This is a genomic window from Frigoribacterium sp. PvP032 (assembly GCF_017833035.1).
GTDB lineage: Bacteria > Actinomycetota > Actinomycetes > Actinomycetales > Microbacteriaceae > Frigoribacterium.
This window is the reverse complement of record NZ_JAFIBM010000001.1, coordinates 2116978-2138174: the sequence shown is the minus strand read 5'-3', so window position 1 is coordinate 2138174 and position 21197 is coordinate 2116978. Positions and strand designations below refer to the sequence as shown.

21 protein-coding genes and 1 tRNA gene are annotated in these 21197 nt (G+C 70.8%); 12 read left to right on the top strand and 10 right to left on the bottom strand.

Translation table 11 applies throughout. The features are described from left to right. Positions 1-6: 6 nt before the first annotated feature. From JOE35_RS09860 to JOE35_RS09830, 7 genes are all read right to left on the bottom strand, one after another. The gene (locus JOE35_RS09860) at positions 7-1137 is read right to left on the bottom strand and encodes an ABC transporter permease (protein ID WP_209560936.1); all 1131 of its coding nucleotides are present in this window, start codon (positions 1135-1137) and stop codon (positions 7-9) included. Then, the gene (locus JOE35_RS09855; RefSeq protein ID WP_209560935.1) at positions 1134-2018 is read right to left on the bottom strand and encodes an ABC transporter ATP-binding protein; all 885 of its coding nucleotides are present in this window, start codon (positions 2016-2018) and stop codon (positions 1134-1136) included. Before JOE35_RS09855 ends, JOE35_RS09860 begins: the two co-directional genes overlap by 4 nt. Before the next feature lie 143 nt (positions 2019-2161). Beyond that, the gene (locus JOE35_RS09850) at positions 2162-2914 is read right to left on the bottom strand and encodes a response regulator (RefSeq protein ID WP_374099703.1); all 753 of its coding nucleotides are present in this window, start codon (positions 2912-2914) and stop codon (positions 2162-2164) included. Continuing rightward, positions 2911-4257 (bottom strand): sensor histidine kinase, encoded by a 1347-nt coding sequence (locus JOE35_RS09845; RefSeq protein ID WP_209560934.1) that lies wholly within the window; start codon positions 4255-4257, stop codon positions 2911-2913. The genes JOE35_RS09850 and JOE35_RS09845 overlap by 4 nt, the downstream gene beginning before the upstream one ends. A 72-nt stretch (positions 4258-4329) precedes the next feature. Next, positions 4330-5589, bottom strand: coding sequence for a cysteine--1-D-myo-inosityl 2-amino-2-deoxy-alpha-D-glucopyranoside ligase (gene mshC / locus JOE35_RS09840; protein WP_209560933.1), 1260 nt, complete (start codon positions 5587-5589; stop codon positions 4330-4332). Beyond that, positions 5586-6428: an undecaprenyl-diphosphate phosphatase gene (locus JOE35_RS09835; protein WP_209560932.1), complete on the bottom strand. Its 843-nt coding sequence runs from the start codon at positions 6426-6428 to the stop codon at positions 5586-5588. Before JOE35_RS09835 ends, mshC begins: the two co-directional genes overlap by 4 nt. Before the next feature lie 25 nt (positions 6429-6453). Beyond that, positions 6454-7776 (bottom strand): M20/M25/M40 family metallo-hydrolase, encoded by a 1323-nt coding sequence (locus JOE35_RS09830; RefSeq protein WP_209560931.1) that lies wholly within the window; start codon positions 7774-7776, stop codon positions 6454-6456. A 98-nt stretch (positions 7777-7874) separates the two neighbouring features. On the opposite strand from JOE35_RS09830, the gene JOE35_RS09825 reads away from it, so the two are divergent. From JOE35_RS09825 to JOE35_RS09785, 9 genes are all read left to right on the top strand, one after another. After that, positions 7875-7959: transfer RNA gene (locus JOE35_RS09825), tRNA-Leu, on the top strand. Between the two features lie 143 nt (positions 7960-8102). Further along, positions 8103-8990 (top strand): alpha/beta hydrolase fold domain-containing protein, encoded by an 888-nt coding sequence (locus JOE35_RS09820; RefSeq protein ID WP_209560930.1) that lies wholly within the window; start codon positions 8103-8105, stop codon positions 8988-8990. 59 nt (positions 8991-9049) lie between these two features. After that, a complete protein-coding gene (locus JOE35_RS09815) occupies positions 9050-10027 on the top strand; it encodes an aldo/keto reductase (RefSeq protein WP_209560929.1) in 978 nt (325 codons plus the stop codon). Between the two features lie 92 nt (positions 10028-10119). Then, the gene (locus JOE35_RS09810) at positions 10120-10371 is read left to right on the top strand and encodes a hypothetical protein (protein WP_192041624.1); all 252 of its coding nucleotides are present in this window, start codon (positions 10120-10122) and stop codon (positions 10369-10371) included. Between the two features lie 147 nt (positions 10372-10518). Further along, positions 10519-11913 (top strand): NAD(P)/FAD-dependent oxidoreductase, encoded by a 1395-nt coding sequence (locus tag JOE35_RS09805; RefSeq protein WP_209560928.1) that lies wholly within the window; start codon positions 10519-10521, stop codon positions 11911-11913. A 326-nt stretch (positions 11914-12239) separates the two neighbouring features. Then, a complete protein-coding gene (locus JOE35_RS09800) occupies positions 12240-13130 on the top strand; it encodes an alpha/beta hydrolase (protein WP_209560927.1) in 891 nt (296 codons plus the stop codon). Between the two features lie 56 nt (positions 13131-13186). Further along, positions 13187-13621 carry a VOC family protein gene (locus tag JOE35_RS09795; protein ID WP_209560926.1) on the top strand — a complete coding sequence of 145 codons (435 nt, stop codon included), beginning with the start codon at positions 13187-13189 and terminating at the stop codon, positions 13619-13621. A gap of 244 nt (positions 13622-13865) precedes the next feature. Continuing rightward, positions 13866-15404: an MFS transporter gene (locus JOE35_RS09790; RefSeq protein WP_307803020.1), complete on the top strand. Its 1539-nt coding sequence runs from the start codon at positions 13866-13868 to the stop codon at positions 15402-15404. Continuing rightward, positions 15397-16377 (top strand): alpha/beta hydrolase, encoded by a 981-nt coding sequence (locus JOE35_RS09785; protein WP_209560925.1) that lies wholly within the window; start codon positions 15397-15399, stop codon positions 16375-16377. Before JOE35_RS09790 ends, JOE35_RS09785 begins: the two co-directional genes overlap by 8 nt. A gap of 448 nt (positions 16378-16825) precedes the next feature. Here the strand turns inward: JOE35_RS09785 and JOE35_RS09780 are convergent, their stop codons facing one another. Together JOE35_RS09780 and JOE35_RS09775 are read right to left on the bottom strand one after the other, a co-directional pair. Further along, positions 16826-17110: a cupin domain-containing protein gene (locus JOE35_RS09780; protein ID WP_209560924.1), complete on the bottom strand. Its 285-nt coding sequence runs from the start codon at positions 17108-17110 to the stop codon at positions 16826-16828. Positions 17111-17323: 213 nt separating this feature from the next. After that, on the bottom strand, positions 17324-17578 hold the full coding sequence (locus JOE35_RS09775) for a hypothetical protein (protein WP_209560923.1): 255 nt from the start codon (positions 17576-17578) through the stop codon (positions 17324-17326). Positions 17579-17706: 128 nt separating this feature from the next. Between JOE35_RS09775 and JOE35_RS09770 the strand changes: the two genes are divergently transcribed. Continuing rightward, entirely contained in the window at positions 17707-18234 is a 528-nt protein-coding gene (locus JOE35_RS09770) for a hypothetical protein (protein ID WP_209560922.1), read from the top strand. Between the two features lie 117 nt (positions 18235-18351). Here JOE35_RS09770 and JOE35_RS09765 read toward each other — a convergent pair whose 3' ends face one another. Beyond that, positions 18352-18774: a hypothetical protein gene (locus JOE35_RS09765; protein WP_209560921.1), complete on the bottom strand. Its 423-nt coding sequence runs from the start codon at positions 18772-18774 to the stop codon at positions 18352-18354. A 904-nt stretch (positions 18775-19678) separates the two neighbouring features. Between JOE35_RS09765 and JOE35_RS09760 the strand changes: the two genes are divergently transcribed. Together JOE35_RS09760 and JOE35_RS09755 are read left to right on the top strand one after the other, a co-directional pair. Next, the gene (locus tag JOE35_RS09760; protein WP_209560920.1) at positions 19679-20290 is read left to right on the top strand and encodes a hypothetical protein; all 612 of its coding nucleotides are present in this window, start codon (positions 19679-19681) and stop codon (positions 20288-20290) included. Positions 20291-20544: 254 nt separating this feature from the next. Continuing rightward, positions 20545-21108 (top strand): hypothetical protein, encoded by a 564-nt coding sequence (locus tag JOE35_RS09755; RefSeq protein WP_209560919.1) that lies wholly within the window; start codon positions 20545-20547, stop codon positions 21106-21108. The last annotated feature ends 89 nt before the right edge of the window (positions 21109-21197 follow it).

Genomic DNA, 21197 nt, shown 5'->3' with positions numbered 1-21197 from the left:
ACTCGCCTACCGGCGACGCCAGGCCTGGCCGAGCGATGCCGTGCCGCCCGTGCGGAGCAGCGACCCCTCGTACAGGCGCGCCGCGACGAGCACGACGGCGGCGGCGCACACGACGAGCAGCCCCAGGGCCACGAGCGGCTGCCAGGTCGGGACCCCGCCCTCGAGCACCATCCGCACCGGCATGGCCACCGGGGCGCTGAACGGCACGAACGACAACGCGGTGAGGGCCGGCCCCGGCGTGTTCACGAACACGGTGGCGAAGAACGGCAGCATCACGAGCAGCTGCACGGGCGTCGTCGTCGAGCCCAGGTCCTCGATGCGCGACACGAGGGCGCCGGCCACGGCCCACATGCCGGCCAGCAGCAAGAACCCGGCGACGAAGAACGGCACGTACCAGCCGACCGCCGACGCCAGCGAAGGCAGGAGGTCCGCGGGCAGGGCGTCGGCCCGGCCCGTCAGCGCGAGGCCGCCGAGGGCGACCGCGGCGAGCACGGCCGTCTGGGCGATCGCCAGGACGGCGGCGCCCAGCACCTTGCCAGCGAGCAGCGTACGGACCGGCACCGCGGCGACCAGGATCTCGACGACGCGGGTCTGCTTCTCCTCCACCACGCTCTGCGCGATGCTCAGCCCGAAGAGCAGCGACGTCGTCATGAAGAGGACCCCGAAGGCGAGCGGCGCGAACACGGAGACCAGGGGGTCGGCGTCGGAGGGCTCCAACAGCTCGACGGGCGACGCCTCGCTGACGCCCAGCACGAGCACGTTCGAGACCGACTCGAGGGCCACGACACGCAGACCGGTGGGCGACGAGGCGTCGGGCAGCACCGCGGCGTCGACGTCGCCCGAGCGGACCGCCTCCGTCGCGTCGTCCTCTGACCGGGTCGTGACGGCCTCCGCGCCGGTCGCCTCGACGACGGCGGCCGTCGGGGCGTCGAGCACCGCGACGCGGTCGGGCCCGCCCGCGAGCAGCGCCGGCACGACGAGCGCGGCGGCGATGAGGACGAGCATGACGAGGCCGCTCACGATGAACGCACGGTCGCGCAGCTTGACCGCCATCTCGCGTCGGGCGACGACCCACAGCAGCCCGTGAGGAGCGGGCTGGTCCGTGGTCCGCCCGGCAGCACGGCTGACGGGCGTCATCGGACTACCTCCTCGAAGATCTCGGCGAGCCGGGGCAGGACGGGGTGGAACGCGCGCACCGGCCCGTGCCGGAGCCCGGCCGCCAGCACGGCCTGGTCGTCGACACCGGCGGCCAGCTCGACGAGGGCCACGGGGCCGTCCAGCTCGACGACGGTGACCCCCGACACGTCGCGGAGCCAGCCCGCGTCGTCGTCGACGACGATGCGCCAGCGAGCCCTGGCGAACCGCGCCTGCAGCTCGTCCCTCGGCCCGGCAGCCCTGACGGTGCCGTCGGCGATCACGACGAGGTCGTCGCAGAGCCGCTCGACGACGTCGAGCTGGTGGCTCGAGAAGAGGACGGGCACCCCTGCCGCGGCCTGCTCGCGCAGCACCGCGACGACCGCGTCGACCGCGATCGGGTCCAGGCCCGAGAACGGCTCGTCGAGCACGAGCATCCGCGGCTCGTGGACGAGCGCCGCAGCGATCTGGACCCGCTGCTGGTTCCCGAGGGAGAGGCTGTCGAGCTTGTCCCCCGCCCGCTCCCCCAGGCCGAGCCGGTCGAGCACCTCGAGTGCGCGGCGACGGGCCTCCGCCCGGCCGACGCCGTGCAGGCGTGCCAGGTAGACCAGCTGCGCGACCACGGTCATCTTCGGGTACAGGCCGCGCTCCTCCGGCATGTAGCCGAAGCTGCGGCGCACCTCGTCGCCGAGCGGGACGCCGTCCCACCTGACCTCGCCGGAGTCGGCGGCGAGCACCCCGAGGACGATCCGCATCGTCGTGGTCTTCCCGGCGCCGTTCGCCCCGACGAAGCCGGTGAGCCGGCCGTCGGCGACGTCGAACGAGACGTCGTCGAGCGCGGTCCGGCCGCCGAACGAGCGTCGGACGTGGTCGAGCTGGAGCACTGGCCCTCCCTCCGGGCGGCGCCGCGCGGCCCTGTGGCGTCAGCCGGGGTCGGCCGTCGACCTCAGCGTAGGAGGCGGCGGGCGGCGGGCGCGTCCGACTCGCGACCCAGCGGGCCGTCACCCGTGCGGCGGAGGAACACGGGCTATCGAGGCGCCTCGCCCGGGACGACCACGCCGTTCTCGTAGGCGAAGACGACGGCGGCCGTCCGGTCGCGGAGCCCGAGCTTCGTCAGCACGTTCGACACGTGGGTCTTCACGGTCGCCTCGCCGAGGTACAGGTCGCGCGCGATCTCGGCGTTCGAGCAGCCGGTCGCCATCCGGTCGAGCACCTCGCGCTCGCGGTCGGTGAGGGCGGCGAGGCGGGGACTCGGCTCGATGACGGGCACGACGGCCTCGGCGATGGCGGCGGCGACGACGCGCCGGGTCAGCTCGGGGGCGAGCAGCGCGTCGCCGCGGTGCACGACGGCGATCGCCTCGATCAGCTCCTCCGGGCTGGACGTCTTGAGCAGGAACCCGCTCGCCCCCGCACGGAGCGCCCTGAACAGGTACTCGCCGCGACCGAACGTCGTGAGGACGAGCACGGCAGGGCCGCCGGGCGCCGCGGCCTCGAGGAGGCGACGCGTCGCCTCCAGGCCGTCGATGCCGGGCATCTCGACGTCCATGACGACGACGTCCGGCGCGGTCGAGGCGGCGAGGGCGACGGCCTCGAGCCCGTCCCTCGCCTCGCCCACGACGACCACGTCGGGAACGGTCTCCAGGATGATCCGGAAGCCGGCCCGGACGAGGTCCTGGTCGTCGGCGAGGAGGACCCGGACCGGGCGCTGCGCCTCGCGCCGGCGACGAGGGGAGCCGGGGGCGTCGGCGGCGTCGGGCATGTCGGGTGCGTCGGCGGTCATCGCGTGCGTGCCTCTCGGGAGTCGTCGGGTGCGGCGGCGTCAGCGGCGTCGTCGACCACCGGCGTGGACCGGACCGCGGGCAGCACGGCACGCACGCGGTAGCCGCCCCTGGCGTGCGGGCCGACGTGAAGCTCGCCGCCGTGCAGGTCGACGCGCTCGCGCATGCCGCGCTGGCCGAGGCCGGAGCCTCGCGTCCCGGCGGGGGCGTGCCCGCGGGGCGACGAGGAGGCCGCGCCGCCCACGCCGTCGTCCGTGACCTCGACCTCGACGGCGCGGTCGCGGAAGCGCAGGCGGACGTCCGCGACGCCGGCCGAGGCGTGCTTCAGGGTGTTGGTCAGCGCCTCCTGGACGACCCGGAACAGGGTGACCCCGACGCTCTCGGGCACGTCGAAGCGCTCGCCGTGGGTGCTGAAGCGGACGTCGAGGCCGAGTCGGCGGGTCTCGGCGACGAGCTGCGGGAGGGCCGCGAGCCCGGTCGGCCCCTCGTGCGGGGTGCCGTCCTGCGCCCGGAGCACGGTGAGCAGGCGCTCCAGCTCGTCGATGGCGGTGCGCGCCGTCGACTCGACGGCGCTGAGCGCACCGCTCGCGACCTCTGGCCGATCGAGCGTGCGCCGCGCCGCGCCCGCCTGGATGGCGATCACGGCGACGTGGTGGGCGACGACGTCGTGCAGCTCGCGGGCGATGCGGGTGCGCTCCTCGCCGATGGCCTGCTCGGCGACGAGCTCCTGCGCGGCACGGAGGTCGATTCCGGCGCGCTCGAGCGCGTGGAGGCGGGCGGCCGAGACGCGGGACGACCGGCCGAACCAGACGGCCGAGACGAAGAACAGCAGGTTGAGGACGAACGAGTAGACGACGCCCGCGACGGTCGAGGCGAGCATCGGGCCGCCCTGCTGGAGCGGCCCGAGCACGGCGACGCCGAGCCAGACGAGCATCGCGGCGGTCACGACCGCGCTGCCGATCACCGCGACGCGACGCGAGCTGGCCCAGGCGTTGGCCGTGTAGATGACGAGGAACTCGATGATCGACGGCGCCGTCGAGTCGGGGTAGCTGCGCAGCTGGCTGAGGATGAAGACCGCGCTGACGACCACCATGACGGTGACGGGCGCGCGCCGCCTCAGCGCCGTCGGGGCGCAGAGCGCGACCAGCCAGGCGAGCGCCTCCGGCGGAGCGGCAGCCTGGACGTCGCTGCCCTCGACGGCCACCGACGCGAGCCAGAGGGTGAGGAGCCCGAGGCCGAGGAGACCGGCTGCCAGCCAGACGTCGCCCCTGGCCTGGCGGCGGGTCAGGGTGCCACGTCGCCAGACGGTCTCGTCCGCGTCGGCGGGGCAGTCGAGGGCAGACATCCCGTTCAGTATGTCAGGGACCGTGTGTCGTGAGGTTACGTCAGCGCCTGTGCGGCTCGGCGCCTGTGCGGCTCAGCGCCGGAGGTCGATCCCGAGCAGCGCGTCCACAGCGTCGACGTCGACGGCGGTCGCCGGTCGGCCGGCGGCCACGTGGTCGTCGACGGCCCTGATCGCCCTGGGCGTGTCGAGATCGTCCGAGAGGGCGGCGCGCAGGGCGGCGAGCAGCGGCGTCGTCCCGGCCCCCGCCTCCTGCGCCCCGACGCCGTCCGCCCAGGTCGTCCAGCTCGCGAGACGTGCCTCGGCGTCGACGAGGTCGTCGTCGAGCCACTCCCAGTCGGACCGCCAGTGGTGCGCCGTGATCGCGAGCCGGACGGCACGGGCGTCGTGACCTGCGGAGACGAGCTCGCTGACCTTGACGAGGTTGCCGAGCGACTTGCTCATCTTCTCGCCCTGGTAGGCGACCATCCCGGCGTGCGCCCACTGTCGGGCGGACGGCTCGCCGCCTATCGCCGTCGCGTGGGCCGTGCTCATCTCGTGGTGCGGGAACACGAGGTCGCTGCCGCCGCCCGCCACCGTGGCGGTGGCGCCGAGGTGCTGCTCGGCGATGACCGTGCACTCGATGTGCCAGCCCGGTCGGCCGGGGCCGACGGACGACGGCCAGGACGGCTCGTCGGCACGGGCTGCCCGCCAGAGCAGCGGGTCGAGCGGGTCGCGCTTGCCTGCCCGGTCGGGGTCTCCCCCGCGCTCGGCGAAGAAGCGGGCCATCGTCGGCCCGTCGTAGCGGCTCTCGAGCCCGAGGTGCCAGGAGGTGTCGCGCTCGGCGCCGCGGACGTCGAAGTACACGTCGTCGCCGGCCTCGGAGCCCGGGGTCTCGACGCGGTAGGCGACGCCCGTGTCGATCAGGCCCGCGACGGCGTCGGCCACGTCGCCCACGACGTCGGTCACCGCGACGTAGTGCTCGGGCGGCACGACGGCGAGGTGCTCCATGTCCGAGCGGAAGAGATCGGTCTGCGAGGCGGCGAGGGCCCGCCAGTCGACGCCCGTCGCCGTGGCGCGCTCGAGCAGCGGGTCGTCGACGTCGGTGGTGTTCTGCGCGTAGGTCACCCGGAGGCCCGCGTCCCGCCAGACGCGCACGAGCGAGTCGAAGGCGAGGTAGGTGCTCGCGTGGCCGAGGTGCGTGGCGTCGTAGGGCGTGATGCCGCAGACGTACAGCGTCGCCGCGCCGTCGACCGGGCGGGTCGTCACGAAGGAGGCGGTGGCCGTGTCCCAGAGGACAGGCAGCGGTCCGTCGCCGGGCAGTGCAGGGACGACGGGTGCGTTCCAGGACCTCATGCGGCCACCACTCCCGTGCCGAGCAGGACCAGCAGCACGCCGCCGAGCAGGATCCGGTAGACCACGAAGGGCAGGAAGCTGCGCTTCGAGATGTAGTTCATGAAGAAGGCGATCACGACGAACCCGACGACGAACGCCACGACCGTCGCTGCCAGGGTCTCGCCGAGCGAGTAGGGGCCCGGCTCGCTGAAGCTCTGGACCAGCTCGAAGAGGCCGCTGCCGAAGACCGCGGGCACGGCGAGGAGGAACGAGAACCGGGCCGCGGCGGGCCGCGTGTAGCCGAGGCTCAGCGCCGCGGTCGTCGTCGCGCCCGAGCGGGAGACGCCGGGGAAGAGCGCCAGCACCTGGGCGACGCCGACCGCGATGCCGTGGCCGTAGGTCATCTCGTCGAAGCGGGCCGTTTTCTTGCCGAGCCGGTCGGCGAGGCCGAGCAGCACGCCGAAGACGATGAGCACGATCGCGACGATCCAGAGCGAGCGGAACACCGTGCGGATGTACTCCTGCGCGAAGTAGCCCACCAGCACGATCGGGACCGTGCCGATGATGACGAGCCAGCCCATCCGCACGTCGGGGTCGGTGCGGGGGATCTTGCCCGTGATGCCCTGGAACCAGCGTGTGACGATCCGCTTGATGTCTCCCCAGAAGTAGATGACGACCGCGAGCTCGGTGCCGAGCTGCGTGATCGCGGTGAACGTCGCGCCCGGGTCGAAGGCCGCCGCGGCGTCGGGGTCGGAGAAGAACAGACCGACGAGGCGCAGGTGCGCGCTCGACGAGATGGGGAGGAACTCCGTCAGGCCCTGGACGAGGCCGAGCAGGAGTGCCTGGAGGAGATGCTCCACGCGGGGTGCCCTTCTGGTGGGGGTGTCAGTAGGTCGCCAGGAGGTCCCGGAGGACGCGACTGCCAAAGGCTAGTGCGTCGAGCGGGACCCGCTCGTCGACGCCGTGGAACATCGCCGGGAAGTCCATGTCCTCCCCCAGGCGCAGCGGGGCGAAGCCGTAGCCGGCGATTCCCAGCAGGCTCAGCGCCTTGTTGTCGGTGCCGCCGGAGAGCAGGTAGGGCAGCACGGGCGCGCCGGGGTCGTGCCGCTGCAGCGTGGCGGTGATCGCCTCGACGAGGTCGCCCGAGAACGGCGTCTCGAGCCCGATGTCGGTGTGCACGGTCTCGATCTCGACGTCGTCGCCGACGAGCTCGCGCACCTGGGCGAGGACCGCCTCCTCCTCGCCGGGCATGCAGCGGATGTCGACCCGCGCCTCCGCCGTGTCGGGGACGACGTTGTGCTTGTAGCCCGCCGTCAGCATCGTCGGGTTCGTGGTCGTGCGGAGCGACCCGCGGATGAAGCCCTGCGCCGTGCCCGTGTGCAGCACGAGCTCGTCGGGCGCCGTCTGCGTGACGTCGACGTCGAGGATGCGCGCGACCTCGCGCAGCAGCGCCGTCGTCGTCTCGGTGAGGGCGATGGGCCACTCCTGGCGACCGAGCGCGGCGACCGCCTCCGCGAGCCGCGTCACCGCGTTCGCCTTGATCATCTGCGAGCCGTGGCCCGCCGTGCCGCGGGTGCGGAGCGTGATCCAGATCAGCGCCTTCTCGCCCGTCTGCAGCAGGTACGAGCGCCGCCCGTCGATGTAGGTCGAGTAGCCGCCCACCTCGCTGATGGCCTCGGTCGCCCCGGCGAAGAGGTCGGGGTGCTCCTTCACCAGGAAGTGCGAGCCGAGCACTCCCCCGGCCTCCTCGTCGGCGAAGAAGCCGACGACCAGGTCGCGGGCGGGGCGCTCGCCGGAGCGGATGATGTCGCCGAGCGACGTCAGCATCATCGCGTCCATGTTCTTCATGTCGACGGCGCCGCGGCCCCAGAGCATGTCGTCCTTCACCACGCCCGCGAACGGGTCGACCGACCAGTTCGCCGGGTCGGCGGGGACGACGTCGAGGTGGCCGTGCACGACGAGGCCGGGCTTCGCACGGTCTGCGCCCTCGACCCGGGCGACCACGCTGACGCGGCCCGGCTCGGACTCGAAGAGCTGCGGCTCGAGGTCGAGTGCCCGCAGGGCCTCGGCGACGTACTCGGCCGCGTCGGCCTCGCCCTCGGACCTGCCGCCGCCGTAGTTGGAGGTGTCGAAGCGGATCAGGTCGCGCGCGATGACGGCCGTCTCGTCGAGGTCGTGGTGGTCCGGCTGCGGAGCGCTCGTCGTCATGCCGTCCACGGTACCCGGCGACCGCCTCCTGCCCGTGGTCAGAAGTGCCTCCGCCGCCGTGCTAGTGTTTCGTGGTCGGCTTCGGCAGGCACCATCCAGTCCGGGTGGCGGAAATGGCAGACGCGCTAGCTTGAGGTGCTAGTGCCCGTATAGGGCGTGGGGGTTCAAGTCCCCCCTCGGACACCGATCGCAAGACTGTTCCAGTTCTTGAGATCACGACATTGGTTGAGACAGTGTCACAAGAACGGCCCCGCTTCGGCGGGGCCTTTCTTCTTTCCCGGCGCGACTCTCCTCGTCGGGATCGTCGGGAGCCGTAGGGTCGGCTCATGTCGCTCCTCATGGCCGCCACACGCTCGCTGCTGTACCTGTTCCCCCGCACGACGCGCAGCGAGGAGAGCGTGCGGCGTGAGATCGCGAAGCGCGGCCTGGAGGCGGCGCCGATCCCCCGGGAGCTTCACCGCGTCGCCGTCGTGACGGAGACGACCGTCGAGGGGCAGCGCGTCGTCAGGATCACCCCGCGCCGGGGCTCGACCGGGGCACATCTGATCTGGACGTGCGGCGGTGCGTACGTGTACCCGGCGCTGCGCACCCACTGGGCCCTCCTCGCCCGGCTGGTCCGCGCCTCCGGCGTGACGGTCACCGTCCCGCTGTACGGGCTCGCGCCCGAGCACGACGTCGACGACGCGGTGCGGCTGCTCGACTCCGTGCACGACGGTCTCCGCGCCGAGGGGGCCGACGTCGTGCACCTCGGCGGCGACTCGGCCGGCGGCGCGCTCGCCTTGGCCCAGGCGATGCGTCACCGGGACACGGGCCGGCCCGCCGCCTCCTCGGTGCTGTTGGTCTCGCCCTGGCTCGACGCGACCCTGAGCGACCCCGAGGTGCCGTGGCTCGCCGACCTCGACCCCATGCTGGGACGCGACGGCCTCGTCGCCGCCGGGGCCTGGTGGGCCGGCGACCGCGACCGACGCGACCCGCTCGTCAGCCCGCTGTTCGGCGACCTGGCCGGCCTCCCGCCCGTCTTCACCTACCAGGGCGACCGTGACCTGTTCGTCGCCGACGCCAAGGAGCTGGCCCGGCGACTCGCCCGGGTCGGGGCACCTGGCGAGCTGCGCGTCTACCGCGGTGCGTTCCACGTCTTCGTCGGCGCGCCCTGGACCAGGGAGGCGCGGCGTGCGATCGCGCACCTGGCCGGCGTGCTGCGCGGCCGGGCATAGTCTCGCCCTCGACGAGAGAGGGCCCGCACGCGAGCGGGCCGGACGAGAGGACGAACACCATGGAGCACACCAGACTCGGCACGAGCGGCCTGCGGGTCTCGACCGTCATCCTCGGCTGCATGAGCTTCGGCGTGCCGGGCAGGGGCGCCCACGAGTGGACCCTCGACGAGGAGGCGTCGCGACCGTTCATCCGTCGGGCGCTCGAGCAGGGCGTCACCACCTTCGACACCGCCGACGTGTACAGCGACGGCACGAGCGAGGAGATCGTCGGACGGGCCCTCGCCGACTACGCGCGACGCGACGAGGTCGTGATCGCGACGAAGGTCAACGGCCGGATGAACGACGGGCCGAACGGAGCCGGGCTCTCGCGGGCCCACATCATGAGCGCGATCGACGACAGCCTGCGCAGGCTCGGCACCGACCACGTCGACCTGTACCAGATCCACCGCTGGGACCCCGAGACGCCGATCGAGGAGACGATGGAGGCGCTGCACGACGTCGTCCGCTCGGGCAAGGCGCGGTACATCGGCGCGTCGAGCATGTGGGCCTGGCAGTTCGCGAAGGCGCAGCACACGGCCGACCTCGGCGGCTGGACCCGGTTCGTCTCGATGCAGGACCAGTACAGCCTGGTGCAGCGCGAGGAGGAGCGGGAGATGCACCCGCTCTGCCTCGACCAGGGCGTCGGCGTCATCCCGTGGTCGCCGCTGGCCCGCGGCAAGCTGACCCGCGACTGGGACGCCACGACGGCGCGCACCGAGACCGACCGCTTCGGGCAGACCCTCTACAAGCAGCAGGAGGAGGGCGACCGTCGCGTCGCCGCGGCCGTCGCCGAGGTGGCCGAAGAACGGGGAGTGTCGCGCGCGCAGATCGCCCTGGCGTGGGTGCGCCAGCAGGAGGTCGTGTCGGCGCCCATCGTCGGCGCGACGAAGATGCAGCACCTCGACGACGCCGTCGCCTCCGCCGACCTCTGGCTGACCGACGACGAGCTCGACCGCCTCGAGACGCCGTACGTCACCCGGGAGAACGAGGGGTTCTGACGGGTTCTGACCCACCGCACACCCCGCCCGTCTACTGTGAACCGCACGGGCGGCGAGGACGCCGACCACCACGACGAACACGGAGGCACCCCATGGGCACCGAGCACCACGGCACCGACGAGCAGCACGAGCACACGGAGCACACCAGCACCGAGCACCACGAGCACCACGAGGGCCACGTCGACGGCGACACGCACGTCTCGCACGACAGCACGACGTCGAGCGAGTCGGACGGCTCGTACGTCGACAGCGACATCCCGGAGGACGGCGGCACGACGGCCGGCCCCCACGACGGCGAGGCCGACGGCTCGTACACCGACTCGGACGTCCCCTCCGACCGCTGACGGGGTCGACGCTCGCTCCCCCGCACGACGCCCCGCGCCTCCTGAGGCCGGGGCGTCGTCGTGCGTCCGGGCATCGCCGCGCCCGGCCCGGCGGCTCGCCCCGCGTGCTGCCCGCAGAGTACGGTCGTCGCAGGGAGGAACACATCCATGACACAGCGAATCATCATCCTCGGCGGGGGTTCCGCCGGGCTCACCGCCGCACTCGAGCTCCAGAAGCGTCGTCCGCCGCAGAGCGCCAGCATCACGCTGGTCGACCAGTCGCCGTATTACACGTACCAGCCGTTCCTGCCGGAGGTCGCGGGCGGGCACATCGCCCCGCGCGACGTCACCGTGCAGCTGCGGAAGGCGCTCCGCAAGACGTCCGTGATCGAGGCCGGGGTCACGGGCCTCGACTCGGCAGCGAAGAAGGTCACCGTCACCACGGCCGACGGTCGTGACCAGGTGCTGGCCTACGACCAGCTCGTCGTCGCCCTGGGCGCCGTCACGCGTACGTTCCCGACGCCGGGCCTTGCCGAGAACGGCGTCGGCTTCAAGAGCGTGGAGGAGGCGCAGTACGTCCGCGACCGCATCCTCGGCAACATCTCGGAAGCCGCGTCGGTCACCGACGCCGCCACGCGTCGCAAGCTGCTCACCGTCGTCTTCGTCGGCGGCGGCTACACCGGCGTCGAGGCGATGGCCGAGCTGGACGACGCCGCCAAGGCGGCCGTCGACCAGTTCCCGACCCTGTCGCGGGACGAGCTGCGGTTCGTCCTCGTCGAGGCGCTCGACCGTGTCGCGCCCGAGGTCGGCCCCGAGCTCTCGAAGTGGACCCTCGGCCACCTCCGTGGCCGCGGCATCGACGTGCGTCTCGGCACCACGATGCCCTCGTGCGTCGACGGGAACGTCGTCCTCAGCGACGGCGAGACCGTCCCCGCCGGCACCATCGTCTGGACGGCGGGCGTCAAGCCCAACCCCGTGGTCGCCGACCTCGGCCTGCCGCTCGGCCCGAAGGGCCACGTCAACGTCAGCGCCACCCTGCAGGTCGAGACCGAGCAGGGCGAGAAGCTCGACGGAGTCTGGGCGCTCGGCGACGTCGCGCAGGTGCCGAACCTGCTCGCCGAGAAGCAGCCCGCCTACTACCCGCCGAACGCGCAGAACGCCGTGCGCCAGGCGGTCACCGTCGCGGACAACGTGATCGCGGCGCTCTCGGGCGCCCCGGCTTCCGAGTACCGCCACGAGTCGCTCGGCACCGTCGCGAGCTACGGCATCGGCAAGGGCGCGGGCGTGCTCAAGGGCGTGTCCGTCACGAACGTGCCGGCCTGGCTCGCGCACCGCGGGTACCACCTGTACGCGATGCCCACGCTGAACCGCAAGTGGCGCATCCTCACCGGCTGGATCACGAACTTCTTCGGCGGGCGCGACCAGACGCCCCTCGTCGGCCTGAAGGACCCGCGTGCCGGGTTCCTCAAGGTGACCCAGGTCGTCGAGCCGAAGTCGGACCCCGCGACCGAGTCGAAGAGCGCGGCGAAGCCCGCGACGAAGGCCGGCGCCGCCAAGAAGTAGCGCGACCGTCTGATCGCAGGAGGCGCGTCCCGGGTGACCGGGGCGCGCCTCCTTCGTCTGCCGCCGCAGGTGCTCTGCTCGGTGCAGCCGCGGCTCTCCGGAAGGCCGCCGGCGCCGCCCACGGCTCCAGGCCAGCGGCGGGAGATCGTTCGTGGGACACGCGAGTCCCTGTCCACTTGCTGGGCTATCTTGTGGCTGTGTCGTTCTGGCCCAGCTATGAGCCCCTTCCTGCCGATCCCCAGATCCTGCCCGAAGGCGCTGCTCCCGCCCTCTACCGCCTTCGGGAGCCGAGAAAGTGAGCGCGCAGGCTGAACCTGCGATCTGGCATGAGCACTACGAGTTCAGAGGACAAACAGGTCGACGCGAGATCGGACACCATGCCGCCGTCTGATCCCGCTCGCGCCGCGTCGGAAATCGCCGCCGACTCCGAGGACACAGTCCCCGTTCGCTACTACGAACCAGCAGCTGACGTAGGACCGGTCCCAGGCCCGACGCTGCTCTGGCTGCATGGGGGTGGCTTCATCCGAGGCAGCCTCCACCAGCCGGAAGCACATGACGTTGCAGGCGCGCTCGCACGGCAGGGAGTGGCTGTGGCCACCGTGGGTTACCGCTTGGCGCCTCCGCCGGGCTTGGGCTGGGTCAGATCACGGACAGGACGCGCGCGAGGGCGATTCCCTCTGCCACTGGACGATGTCCTCACGGCGTACCGCGAAGTGAGTGCTCGATCACCAGAAGGGGTGATCCTCGGCGGGGCGAGTGCGGGTGCGTGCCTCGCCGCCGCTGCGACCCTTCGTGCCGCAGATGAGGGCCTCCGCCCGGCAGGCGCCGTCTTCGTCTACGGCTTCTTCCACTCCGAGCATCCCCGAGCGCGAGACCCTCGTCAGCGATCTCGTCGGCACCGCCGGATCAGTCATGCTCCGTGGGCGTTGGACGTGATGAACCGCAACTACGCCGGGTCGAGAGGTTCGCTGAGCGACCGCCTCGCTTTCCCCGGTGGCCATGAACTCGCTGGCTTTCCACGGACTCTCGTCGTCAATGCCGAGCACGACAACATGCGCGCGTCCGGCGACCTCTTCGCCGCTGAGCTCGCCGCCGCGGGAACCGACCTGGAGCATCACGTCCTCCCTGGCACGCGGCACGCATTCCTGAACAGGCCCGCCCTCGACGAATTCGCCACGACGATCTCCATGATCGCTGAGTGGAGCCACGACGGTTGAGATCCATCGGTATCGGTATCGGTATCGGTATCGGCATCGGGGTTACCCTGCCAGCCATGGCCATCACGATGGAGAACGTCGGCATCACCGTCCGCGACATCGACGCCGCGATCTCGTTCTTCACCGATCTCGGCCTCGAGCTCGTCGGCCGCGACACGATCAGCGGCGACTGGGCCGACACCGCCGTGGGTCTCGACGGCAACCACGCGAAGATCGCGCTCCTCGCGACGCCCGGCGGCCAAGGGCACCTCGAGCTCTTCGAGTACCTCCACCCCGACGCCGTCGAGACGGCACCCACCCTGCCGAACGAGATCGGCATGCACCGCGTCGCCTTCTCCGTCGACGACATCGAGGAGGCGCTCAAGATCGCGGCACGCCACGGTTGCTACCCGCTCCGAGGTGTCGCTGACTACGAGGGCGTCTACGAGCTCACGTACCTCCGAGGACCGAGCGGCATCCTCGTGATGCTCGCCCAGTCACTGACGAAGTGAAGCCGAGAGATCAGCCTGATCACCATCGCACTGTGGTGTTCACGCCTGAGGACGCGCCGGCTCGGTAGGCCCGGCCGCTGATCCCTTGTCGGGCACCTGCGTGAGCGGGAGAACTGCTGGAGTTCTCCTTTGGCAGCTGCCCGTGTATCGTGCACGTCACTGAGGTAAAAGGCGTCGCGCTCTGCGACGCACCCGCACGCGGCATCGAACGAGTCGCCACTTCTTCCCAGAAGGAGTGCATCTCGTGTCCCCCAGTACCTCTCTCTCCCGCCGTCGGCTGCGTGCTGGCGACGCGCCTCCGCGGCTGTCCGATGCGTGGATCGCCCTGGCCGGGTTGTCCGCGGTGTTCCTGTTCGAGATGCTCGACACTTCTGTCCTCAACGTCGCCCTGCCGACGATCGGTCGCGAGCTGGGCTCCTCGACGACCGGCCTGCAGTGGGTGTCGGGCGCCTACGCGGTCGCGTTCGGCGGGCTCATGCTGCTCTTCGGCGCCGTCGCCGACCGCGTGGGGCGCCGCCGCGTCATGCTCGCGGGCCTCGCGCTGCTGGCCGTGGCGAGCCTCGCCACCGTGGCGGTCACGACCACGGAGCAGCTCATCGCCGTCCGGGTGCTGACGGGCGTCGCCGCAGCGATGACCACCCCAGGGTCGATGGCGTTGGCGTTCCGGCTGTTCGACGACGAGGGCCTCCGTGTCCGGGCCCTCACGGTGATCTCGACCGCGGGCCTCGTCGGCCTCGCCGTCGGCCCGACCGTCGGCGGGTTCGTGCTCGCCGCCGCTCCGTGGCAGGTGCTGCTGCTGGCCGACGTGCCGATCGCCGTGCTCGCGTTCGTCGGTATCCGGTGCGGCGTCGCTCGAGATGACGCAGCCGGGCTGCGGAGCGACCCCGTCGACGTGGGCGGGGCACTGCTCGGCACCGCGACCGTGGCGGGGCTGCTCGTGACGCCGACCGTCCTCGTCGGGCCGGCCACCGCCTCCTCGTGGGGGTGGGCCGCCGTCGTGCTGACCGTCGCGTGCGGGGCCGGGTTCGTCGTGCGCCTGCGGACGGCGCGGCACCCGGTGGTCGACGTGCACCTGCTCGCCCGCCCCCTGGTGTCGAGCGGCCTCGCGTTCAAGGCAGCGTCGGGCCTCGCCGTAGCCGGGCTGTCGTACCTCGTGACGCTGCAGCTGCAGTTCGCCTGGGGCTGGCCGCCGGCCCTCGCCGCCGTGGGCACGCTGCCGCAGGTCGTCGTGCTCCTGGCCGGAGGTCGTCTCGTGGGGCCGTTCGTGCAGCGGGTGGGCCTCGGCCGGGCGGCGTGGATCAGCGCGGCCTCGGTCGTGTCCGGCCTCGCCGTCTTCGGCGCCCTGAGCCGTCACGGGTACGGCTGGGTGCTCGTGGCTCTCGTGCTCGTCGCCGCCGGCATGCGCGTCGTCGGCGTCGTGGCCGGAGCCTCCGTGCTCACGGGCCTCCCCGCCGACCGCACCTCGGTCGGCGCTGCCCTAGTCGACACCTCCAGCGAGCTCGCGGGAGGAGCCGCGGTCGCCGCCGCGGGCACGATCGTCGCGGCGTTCGTCAACGGGAGCATCACGACCACCCCGTGGACGGCCCCGCGGCTCGCGGCCTTCGAGGACGCCCTCACCGTCGCCGGGCTCGGCCTCGCCGTCGTCGCCGCCGTGCTCGTCGTGGTCGGGATGCTCCGGGCACGAACTGCCGACCTGGCCCCCAGCACCACTGCACCTGCCCCCTCGACCACTCTCGTTCCCACCACTCTCGCCCCCACCACCCAGGAGACCTCTCGTGCCTGACACCACCGCCCTGCCTCGCCCGCCGTTCGACCCCGAGTTCGTGCCCTTCTTGGAGGCGATGGACGCCCGCGGCCACTTCCGCCTCGAGGCCGAGATGCTGCCGCGCATGCGACAGCTGGACATGACGGAGGCGCAGCTCGACGAAGGACTGCGCGCCCGCGGTCTCGAGAGGCGCAGCATCACCGTGCCCGGGCACCTCGGCGAGCCGATCGCCCTCGCCGTGATCCAGCGCATCGGCCGCACCGGGACGGCGGCCTGCGCCTACGCGATCCACGGCGGCGGCATGATGTTCGGCCACCACCTCGGCAACCTCGACTCGTACGACGACTGGCTGTTCGTGCACGACGTCGTCCTGGTCAGCCCCGACTACCGTCTCGCCCCGGAGCACCCCGACCCGTACCCGGTCGAGGACTGCTACGCGGGCCTCGTCTGGGTCGCCGAGCACGCCGACGAGCTCGGCGTCGACCCCGAGCGGATCGTCCTGGTCGGCCAGAGCGCCGGGGCAGGGCTCGCTGCGGGCACGGCGCTCCTCGCCCGCGACCGACAGGGGCCGGCCGTCGTGGGGCAGGTGCTCGTCAGCCCCATGCTCGACGACCGCGACGCGACCGTCTCCGCCCGGCAGTTCGACGGGGTGGGCGTCGCCGACCGCGAGATGACCCGGTTCGGCTGGGACGCCTACCTCGGCGACCGTCGCGGCGGCGGCGACGTGTCGATCTACGCCGCTCCCGGCCGCGCGACCGACCTCGTGGGCCTTCCGCCGGCGTACGTCGACTGCGGCAGCGCCGAGGTGTTCCGCGACGAGACCGTCACCTGGGCCAGCGCGCTCTGGGCGGCCGGCGTGCAGGCGGAGCTGCACGTGTGGCCGGGAGCGTTCCACGGGTCGGCGAGCATGATGCCGGGAGCGACCCTGTCGCGCCGGGCCGTCACCGCCCTGCGCGACTGGACCGGGCGCCTCCTCGACCCCACGCCCTGACGGCAGCCCGGGGCGGGCAGGTGGATCGCCCGCTCCGGGCCCGCCCCCGCAGGAATCGGCTAGCTCTGAGAACCAGGGTGCTCGTCACGAGAGAATTGTCGAAGCCGAGCACGGCGCCACCCCGGACGCGGATCATGCGGAGCGTCAGGAACCCCACCACGGCCACGTAGGCGACGGACAGGAACGCCCCTCCCATCGCCTACGAGACTCGACTTCTCATCGTGGCCCCGATCGCCTCACGATGACGGCGATGAGCCACGCAGCGAGAACGACCAGTGCGACGGCGAGAACGATCACGCCGACCAAGACGGCGACGTGCGAACCAGTCAGATTTCCAAGCATCCCTCAACGCTGACAACCCGACCGATCCCCGCGGGACCCGGCGGCCAGGAGCGTTCATGTCGGCGAGACCCTGAGCGACTCGAGCATCCATCGCTGCCGGACAGTTCTACGAGGTGAACCGGATCTCGGGAACGGCGCCGTCGTCGAGCAGGAAGTAGCCGAGGAACACCACGGGTTCGTCTGTGGTGTCGAACTTCGAGACCACGACCCCGGCCGGCTCGTAGAAGACGTCACCAGCCCTCAGGACGACCTCGGTGCCCGTGCCGATCTGGAAAGTGACGGAGCCGCTCTCGATCGTGCCGAAGACCGGCCCGTTGTGCACGTGGGCACCGCCGGTCGTGGCGGGCGCGATCGAGATCCGGCGCACCTCCACATGCGAGACGCTGGTCACAGCGCCGAGGTCCTGATCCAACAGAGTCGTTCGAGCAACAGGTGAGTCAGTCATCGCGGCAGCGTCTCATGTCCTGTTGAACCATCGGGTGTCAGGCCCTTCTTTCCTTTCGCTCGGCTCGTCGCTTTCTTCACCAACAGAACGTCCCGTCGCAGATGCATTTCGTTCCGGCTCGCTGGCCGATCCCCCATCGAACAGCGCTCCGGACGAGAGCTACTGCGGAGGAGGAGGAGGAGGAAACACGTCGGTGAAGGCGTAGAGCACGATCACAGTCGAGATGATCAGCATGCCGATCCCGCCGACGATCATCAGCCCTGGCGACTGGGTCTGGGGGCCGATCCGCCGCCCCTGCTCCTCGTAGGCCCTGCGAGCGGCGTCGGAGATGTGCTGGTGGAACACGATGAAGCAGACCCCGAAGATCGCGAACAGGGGTGCGAAGACCACGGCGGCGCCCTGCAGCTCTGTCATCGCCTCATCTTGGCCGTGAAATAGCCCGCGGGTCCGCGCAGTTGCGACCGCAGAACGATCGTCTGCCGGCACAGGATCAACCGCCCGATGGACGCGTCGGCGAACAAGCGGGCCATACGGTCGACATCGTGCCAGTACGTGCCGTTGTCGTCGGCGGACCTCTTCTTGTCGCCCTCTACGCCGGCGTCATGGTCGTGTCCCTGGGCTGGTTGGAGCCACGAGCAGCAGTCCCGGACCTTACGAGAACCGAGATAGCACAGGCACTCGATGACTTCGGCAGCGATCTCACCGCGCTGACCTGGTCCCTCGTGATTGTGGGACTGATTGGGGTAGGGCTCTCAGTAGCGGCCAGCACCATGGGCCGTCGGGCTCGGCTCTCGCTGAGCGCCATCGCGACGCTGCACCTCGGCTTGCTGGTCCTGGGAGCCCCCGTCTCGTTCTTCGCCGCTTTCCCGCTCGGCATGGACGTCGCCGACGCCTTCGGAGTTTCCGGTGGACTCCGCACCCCCTGGCACTTGGTGTTGCTGTGCGTGAGCGGCATCAGCGCGCTCGCGCTGCTCTCCCTGCTGTTCTCCACCACCAGAACCGGAACGCCTGCCACCCCGTCACAAAAATCACGCGCCGAGAAGCGAGCTACGACGATTGATCACCGCTAAGCGATCGCCTACCGAGACGGGTTGGTCACACTGGGGGCGATACGAACGCCAAGCCAGCCCGTTCGAGGCGTGTTCGGGCACGGTTGTCCGCCACAGGGCGACTGACCGAATGGCTAGTCAGCGGGGCGACACCACGAGGTGGCCGCGAAGCAGCGTGCTGCCATCCGGCACAGTCGGATTTTCAACGGCCGACCAGGACGCTGAGGGTCCACCGCTCAACGAGCTTGTGAGCGTGTCCCCATCGCCCGGGCTGCAGGCGGACATCATGTCCTCAGGTTCGCCTTCGACAACCTGGGTGAGGACGCAGAACTCGTCATCCGCGTTCCGCGCGGCCCAGTACCGAGAGCCCTCCGCCTCGCCGAGGTATCGCGCCGACTCCGGCACTAGATCCTCAAGCACCACACTCTCGACCTGCGGCAGCGTGTCCGAAGTGACCTGCTCGTCCGCAAAGACGTCATTCGTTGTAGCGACGGAGCAGCCCGCTAGCGCCCCGGCCGCCAGGAGCACTATCGCCAACCGGCCCCACTTCCCCGTGTTCATGTCCTCATCCTGGCCGAGCAATGACGCCAGCAACAGGGCAGCTCCTACCCACCTCGAGGATCGACGTCGCAACCGTCGCGTCGAAAGATCGTCTGACGGGCACTGCCGGATCTGTCATCTGTGACGAGATACCTCGCTGCCACGAAAGCTGCCAACGCGGTTGCTGCGACGACGAGCAGACTGACCAGCATCTCGGTGATGAGGTGCACGAAGTTGCCGCCGGTGTCACGTTCTGGACGGTGCCGCCCGTCACCAAGGCGGCTTCGCCCGCGAAAGCGATGAGGCGTAACCCTCCGACAGTCGAGAGGACAGCAATGACGGCTAACGCCGCCCGTCTGTTGAAGCGTCGTGCACGACCCAGCACTCCGAACAGGGCTGCTCCGAGCAGTGCTGCAAAGAAGCCGAGTGGCAGCAGAGCCCAACCAGGGTTGAGCCCGACAACAAGAGCTTGCAGAAGCCCTCGACCGTCGAGCAAGACTGAGACGATGGCGTACGAGACGTACGACGTCTACACGTAGGTCAGAAGAACCACCACCGAGATTCCCAAGCGTTCCCGTCTACGGAAGACCGGTGCTCTCCTCATCCCCACCCCCTGATGCCTCGTCAGGGCAAGTGGCCACAGGTCCCGACAGGTCAATGTTCCGGCTCTGGGCGAATGAACACGAACCTACGCGAGCCGACCCCTCTCCACCTCGCCGGGCAGCTATCGGCTACCGGCTATCGGACACGAGAGCAGGGAAGGTCAGCAGGTCTCTTGGCGAGGTATGGACGCCATCAGGACCCGCTGAACAACGATGTTGGGGGCTGTCGCCCCACTGCAGGGTCCCTGCCGAGCGGTCGGCGAGGGGTCCGGATACGCCTCTTGGACGATGCCGTTCGCGTCCTGAGCTGATGCACTTGCCCCATGACCAGTGACAACTCGCGGGCTCGCCTTTCTGCGGCCTTCCTGGTTGCAGGCCCCCTGATGGGCGTGGTCCTCGCGGCTGGCCCGGTGCTGGTCGTGCGGGAGGCCGTGGAGGAGCGCGGTGTGAGCATCGACGGATCGGCCGTCGTTGCGCCTGCCTTCCTGTCTGCGGTCGCGGCGTTCTTGGTCTGCCTCGCTGGCTGGCACCGATCGTTCGTTGGGAACGAGGGCCGGACGGCGCTGACGAGAAGTCACCAGGTCGCCGGCCTTGCGGCGGCGACTCCCGTCTTCGCACTGGCCCTTGCTGCGACCTGGTCCGTTGTGGCGAGCCGAGCTGAGTACCCGGCATCGCCCCTGATCGCCGCAACCGTGTTGCCCCTGGTGCCCAGCGTTGCCGCGGCCGTTCTCGGGACGGTGATCGCCACGCTGTCGCGTCGACCGTTGCCCGTCGCCCTCGGTGCGGCCTTGCTCGGGCTCGGACTGCTGGCGACGGTCTGTGTCGAGCCAGCTTTCTTCGGGTGGGCATTCCTGAGTGCCTGCCTCTTCGCGACCAGTCGGACGCTGAGACCTCGCCGGCGGGCGACCCCCGAATCCTTAGGGGCCAGGGCATGAGGTGTTCAGTCAGCAACCGGCCGTCGGGTACGCGCGGGTGGTCGTGAAGCGTTCTACAGGCGGGCGACTACGTCCCTGTGCCGGGGGACTGTTGCCTCCATGGAGTCGGACGCGCAGGCAGGACCTAGGGAGACGCGGCCTATCGCGATCGGTGATAAAGCGACAAACGGACACCGGTGCCGATTCCACTACAGCCACGGAGATCATCATCCAGGCTGACTTACGCAGATCCGGTGACGCCCTAACCTGACTCCATGGGGAACAGGGAAACAAGAGTTGTTGTGCTTGCTGCGCTGGCAATCGTCGGGGGTCTCACGCTGACCGGCTGCGCATTGGATGCGACGGCATTGGCTCCCCAGGCGACGACAACGCCTACCTCAGTGGACGGACGGGGCAGCGACGACGCTTGGCCGGACGGCTCCGACGCCAAGACGCCATCGTGCCAGGACGCTTCGGCAGCAGTCCTCGCAGTGGTCAACGACTCATTGCACGAGGCGTCCGCCACGAACGGCACAGTCGAGTCCGTCCTGCCCTGGCTCAGCGCCCGACCCGACACCGACCTGAAGCTGTGGACGCTTACTGGCCTCGTCGAGAACACGGAAACCCAGCAAGGCACCGAGGGCGCCTACTTCGTTGTCTTCACCACCGACTCCGACCCCACGTCACCGACTTTCGACGGGAAGATCTCCGCACTTGGCGTCGCCACCAGCATGACTACCCTGCCTCCCCTCGAGCCTGCCTACATTGGACCAACCGACATGGACGACGTTCCACCCTCCGCACTCGGCTGCGGGACGCAACGCGCGGAGGAATCCTGACCGCCCCCCGGCAAAGCACCGGTTGCCGATCGCCTATCGGACAGACCCATCGTGAGTAACTGCACAGGTACCGTGGGCTCGTGAGCCAC